Below are 5,574 nucleotides of genomic sequence, written 5' to 3'. Positions count from 1 at the left end.
GCCGCTTTCGGATTGACGCCCTGGGTTAGCGCAGTTGCGGCGGAAATTTTCGGCATGCCGGCGGCGCGCGTGGAGCAAAACCGTGGTGTCGATCAAAGTGTCAATTACGAGCGCGTTGCACGACTTGGATTGTGGGACGATCGCAACTATCAACTGACCGCGGATGATCTTAAATATCTGTCGCCCGACGAGGGGCTGGTTTCGTCAAAGATCCCTGCCTTCTTCCGTGTTGAGCTTCGTAAAGCGTGGCCGCATTTGAGCAAGACGGGTCCCGCGCAATACCCACGCGCCGCTTGGCCGATGTTCCGCAAAAAATATGGCGGCATCATGCGCAACGGCAAGATATGGGGTCCTGATTTCGACCAAAACAGAGTGGTACCGGTTAATGGCGAACTTCGCATTAGCGCGATTCGAAATGCCAATGAGCCCACTATCGAAATCAATCCAGCTCAGCCTCAATATGTGATCGCCGGTGCGAACAATAATGGCGGGCAAGAAATGTACTACTCGCACGATGGCGGTGACACCTGGAACATTCAGGGTGTGTTGCCCAACACGTGTTGTGATCCGACAGTGGACTGGTCGTCGGACGGTAGCATCGGCTACACCGCTGCGCTGAGTGGTCCGATTGGTGTGTCGTTCTGGCGCACTGAGGACTTTGGTGTCACATGGACCAACCGTGTTGATCTCACCGCCAGCGGTAGCGACAAAGAGTGGATTCACGTGGACCGGGCGCCGACCTCACCCCATCAAGATAATATTTACGTGACTTACCACAACGGCAACGTGATGCAGTTTGCACGTTCAACGGACATGGGAATGACCTTTGACATTACGGCGTTCCCGACCGCGCCCTCGGGGATTGGCAGCGATATCACCACCACAGCGAACGGCGATATCTACTATGTCTATGGTGCCTTTGGTGCGCAGACCGTTACGTTACTCAAATCCACCGACGGAGGCGCAACCTTTGAAGCGCCCAGCACGGTGGCCACGACTAACGGCAGCTTTGACTGGCCGATCCCAGCGATGGAATCACGCAACGCCTGGATTTATGCCGCGACCGCTGCGGATAATTCTGGCGGTCCAAACGACGGTAGTGTTTACGTGGCATTTTCCGATGTGACCGGGCCTGAGGGTTCTGCGATCAACAACCATACGCAAGTAAAGGTGTATTACTCACGTGATGGTGGTGCGACGTGGAATTTTTCGATTCCACATGATACGGCTGACGTGAATGACGTCGACCGCTTCAATCAGTGGATGACGGTCGACGAATTCGGCAACGTGCATGTGGTGTACTACGACACGCGCAATTCAACCGGACGCACGGGTGTCGACCTGTACTACACGATTTCGCAGGATGGTGGTGTGACCTGGGATGAGCCGACGCGCGTCTCCAGCGAAACATCGGTCAACGTCACCACCGGTCAAGAGTGGGGCGACTACAATGGCGTTTCCGTGGTCGGCGGTAAAGTGATTCCGATTTGGGCAGACAACCGTCCCACAGACGGCGGAACGGCCTCTCAAACGGATACCTTTGTTGCGGATGTCTTAAATGTCGGTGCCGAACCGACCTTCTTACTCGGTGCGGATCCGAATAGCTTCGATGTCTGTGTGCCAGATACCATCAACACGACGCTTAACATCGGTTCGGTGCAAGGATTCTCTGCTCCGGTCAATTTAACGACGCCGTCGCTACCGGCTGGATTCGTCGTTAATTTCGGCGCAAACCCGGTGTCACCCGGTGCAAACACCACCGCGATGATTACCGCTGGTGGATCGGTGACGGCGGGTGAATACGACATCAATATCCTAGGGTCGGCGACAGGTACGGATGACCGAAATCTATCGGTGGCGATTAATGCCAGCGATGCGGTTCCGGGCTCTGCGGCGCTGGTTGCGCCGGCTGATGGGGCAACCGATCAGGCGACTGTGCCAACCCTCACTTGGAGCGATGCCACACAGGCGGGCAGCTATGAAGTTCAGATTGCCACCGATGCGGGCTTTACCAATATCGTCGAGTCTGGCGTCAGCGATACGACGAGCTACACGGCCTCGGCAGCGCTGAATACCAACACGACGTACTACTGGCGTGTCCGTGCGATCAATGTCTGTGGTTCGGGTGCGTACAGCGCCGCGCGTTCATTTGAGACAGGCCTGATTATCTGCCAGGCACCGGCGTTGCCGATCGTGGATCTGGCGACAGTTGAGACCACGATGACGGTAGCAGACCCGGGTATTCTCGATGGTCTGGCGGTGTCGGTCGATGCCACGCACAGTTGGGTTGGCGATTTGACGTTGACCTTATTCCATGACGATACCGGCACCTCGGTCGTGCTCATGGCGCGTCCAGGTGTGCCGGCGATCTCATCCGATGGTTGTGGTGCGGACGATGTGCTCGCGGAATTCAACGATGCCTCTACGATTATCGTTGAAGACCAGTGTGAGCCAGGCCCGGCGATTGTTGGCATGGTCAATCCAGACGGAACGTTGGCGGATTTTGCCGGTGAATCACTGGCGGGCGATTGGCGCCTCACGATTCGTGACGATTTCAATGCCGACCCGGGTATTCTCAATGAGTGGTGCCTGATTCCAGTACTGCAGGATGTCACTCTGGATACCGACGGTGATGGTGTCGACGACAGTTTGGACAATTGTTCGTTGGTGGCCAATGCCGATCAGCGTGACACGAACGGGGATGGGTTCGGTAACGCGTGTGATCCTGATCTAGACAATAATGGCGTGGTTAACTTCCTTGACGTCAATGCCTGGACGCCCACGTTCAATACCGCGTGCGGCGATGTTGATGAGGATTTCAATGGCGACGGTGTGTGTAACTTCGCCGATTACGCGCTATTTGCTGACTTTTTCCTGATGCCACCTGGACCAGGTGCCACTGGTACCAACTAGTCAGTCATCTCGAAGGGTAGATGAAAGGCCCCGCTTCGGCGGGGCCTTTTTTTGGGTCTTGCGGCGGCGCTAAGTGCTTATATTCTATACGTCTATGGTCTCATCTACTGGTTCGTTCGAGTTCGTTAGCGCGTCGGTTTGACGGGCTCTGTCTGTCAATAATTGGGTAATTTGGCTAGTATTCGATCAGGTGATGATCACCGTGTTGCGGCGGAATAGCGGCCCGAGTGGCGCCTAACGTGACCGCGATTTCATCTGGCGTTGACACCCGCCTGGATAGTCTATGCTGCGACGCGCTAACGCGCTGTCAGTAAATAGGCAGTCAACAGCGCGACCTTTAATCTGCGAATACATTTGGTTGTGAGGACATCATGAGAATACTTTTTGCGTTTGCCGCATTGTTTATTGGGCATTCAGCCTTCGCCGCCTGCGAGTTTGAAATTGAGGTTGGCGATGCATTGACATTCAGCGTATCGGAGATGGAAGTCGAAGCGTCCTGCAAAGAGGTGAGCGTGAAGCTTACCCACACGGGCAAGATGCCAACCGCCGCGATGGGGCACAACTGGGTGTTGTCCAAGTCATCGGAATACCAGGCGGTCGCCGGAGCAGGCGTTGCGGCTGGTGTCGAGGGTAACTATCTACCCAGCGACGACGCGCGCGTAATTGCGTCAACGAAACTGATTGGCGGCGGTGAGTCGGATTCAGTGACGTTTTCGATCGCTGATCTGGACGCCGCCGAGTCTTATACGTTTTACTGTTCCTTCCCTGGCCACTGGGCCGTGATGAAAGGATCATTCAAAATCGTCTAGTGATCACTAGACGGTAACAACGGCGTTCCATTTCGCCGGCCATAGGACCGACAACGTCTCTGGACGTTGTCGGTTTTTTTTATTTCGATGAATCGAGCTCTGTTTCGCAGTAGCCCGTCTTGTTCAATGGGGCGCTGGCGTCGAGTAAGCAGAAATGGAAGTTGACGCACAATGCTCAATGCGTATTCGCCATTCAATCGGTACCACAGTCGCTATGTCAACGCGCTTCGAGCCGCCTCGCCTAAGCTTGCCATAAGCGAACGATAGGGGACCGGTCCATAGCTGATTCGGGCAACGCCAGCGGCGCTGAGTTTATCTTTAGGTGGGCAGCCAGGAAGCATAATGATATTGACCGGCAAATTGACTCGGCTGCACAGCGACTCGATGAGGGTGATATCGGTAAGACCTGGCGCAAAAAATCCGCTGGCCCCGACAGATTCGTACGCCTCGGCGCGCTCGATCGCTTCGTTAAGATGGTCAGCGTGATGCTCGGCGCTCGACTTCAAAAAAAGATCGGTTCGAGCATTTAAGAACGCGTTAATGCCGGACTCTTCGATGGCCGTACGCATTGCGAGGACACGCGTGATTTGCTCGTTGATCGGATAGAACTGGTCACTGCCAACAATTTGATCCTCGAAATTGAAGCCGATCACTCCGGTTTCTAACGCCCTCAGTGTGTTTATGGTTATTCCTTCAGGTTGTTGGCTATAAGCGCCTTCGAAATCGAGCGTCAATGGTAAATCGGTTTGTGCCGCGATACGTGCGGCATTGGCCAAAGCCTGGTCTAGCGGAAGTTGTTCACCGTCACCATAGTTTTGCGCCATGGCAACCGGCGCGCTACCGGTTGCCAGCGCGTGCGCGCCGGCCTCGGCCACCACTTTGGCTGATCCCGGGTCCCAAATATTAAACAGAACGATCGGATCGCCCTTGACGTGTAACGCATGGAATTTGTCGGCTTTTTGCTGCTGAGTAGGCATTGAATTTCTCGCTTTCCCTGTTTTTTTGGAGGCGCTAAGAGTCGAAAAATGATCGCGTGACAGCTCGCGACGCGACCATACCGGCAATGGTCAGTCGAACCGCCTGTCACGCGTCGACGCATAATTCGAATTAGCTTACTATGGCGTCAGTCTTTTTACGATTGTATCAACTGCAGAAGGAAAGCCATGTTTCTCCGCTGGGTGCTTAGAGCGTTTGCGCTGCTTGTCTTTGGGTTGATTGTTTTTTTGGGGCTTGGTCAGTATGCCGCACTCAAAACGATTGATGCCAATCTAGAGGAGGCGCCGAATCATGTCGCGCCCATTGACCCGATGGGTTTAAAGAAAATTGCCGAGCAGGCGGGTGTCGTGCAAGGGCCGCAGCCTGTTGTGTTTGTCGGCAACAACTGGCAAGGAACGATAACGGTTATCGATTCGCGCACCTTTGAAGTGATCGGAGTGTTAGACGGAATTCCCGATAAAAAAGAACGATTAAAGGAGATACGCGAGCGGTTTGTCCAGCGTTTGATGTTCTACGGCATTCGCGAGCTTGTCGGTGAGGGCCACAATCAGTATGTGGACGACATGTATAGTTCACTAGACGGCCAAAGGCTCATCATTTCGCGTCCCAGCTTTGCGGATGTGGTGGCCGTAAACATATCCACCGGCCGAATCGATTGGCGCTTCCCAGTCGCCGGTTTTCGTTCAGACCATATGGCTTTATCACCGGATGGGCGACAGGTGGCGGTGTCTGCCTCGACGGGTAATGTGGTGCATGTGCTCGATGTGGAGTCTGGGCAAGAGGTAGGGCGTTTTCCCACGGGCGATTCCCCACATGAAAATGTGTACAGCAAGGATGGATCAAAGATTTTCCATGC

At 54.5% G+C, this 5,574-nt stretch carries 4 protein-coding genes; 3 read left to right on the top strand and 1 reads right to left on the bottom strand.

Translation table 11 applies throughout. The features are described 5' to 3' along the window. On the top strand, positions 1 to 2,913 hold a 2,913-nt coding region (locus AAF465_17180), incomplete at its 5' end, for a thrombospondin type 3 repeat-containing protein (protein ID MEM7084458.1). Between the two features lie 371 nt (positions 2,914 to 3,284). Next, entirely contained in the window at positions 3,285 to 3,722 is a 438-nt protein-coding gene (gene azu / locus AAF465_17175) for an azurin (GenBank protein ID MEM7084457.1), read from the top strand. 212 nt (positions 3,723 to 3,934) lie between these two features. Here the strand turns inward: azu and AAF465_17170 are convergent, their stop codons facing one another. Beyond that, positions 3,935 to 4,699 carry an isocitrate lyase/phosphoenolpyruvate mutase family protein gene (locus AAF465_17170; GenBank protein MEM7084456.1) on the bottom strand — a complete coding sequence of 255 codons (765 nt, stop codon included), beginning with the start codon at positions 4,697 to 4,699 and terminating at the stop codon, positions 3,935 to 3,937. Between the two features lie 186 nt (positions 4,700 to 4,885). Here AAF465_17170 and AAF465_17165 point away from each other — a divergent pair. Next, positions 4,886 to 5,574: hypothetical protein (locus tag AAF465_17165; protein MEM7084455.1), on the top strand; the 689-nt coding region annotated here is incomplete at its 3' end.

This window comes from Pseudomonadota bacterium (genome assembly GCA_039028935.1).
Classification (GTDB): Bacteria; Pseudomonadota; Gammaproteobacteria; order Steroidobacterales; family SZUA-146; genus SZUA-146.
The sequence above is the reverse complement of the archived record's forward strand: the minus strand, read 5'-3'. Positions and strand labels throughout refer to the sequence as shown.

Excerpts from the sequence above, each read along its gene's own strand:
- AAF465_17170 (MEM7084456.1), bottom strand. The coding sequence starts at position 4,699 with ATGCCTACTCAGCAGCAAAAAGCCGACAAATTCCATGCGTTACACGTC.
- azu (MEM7084457.1), top strand. The coding sequence starts at position 3,285 with ATGAGAATACTTTTTGCGTTTGCCGCATTGTTTATTGGGCATTCAGCC.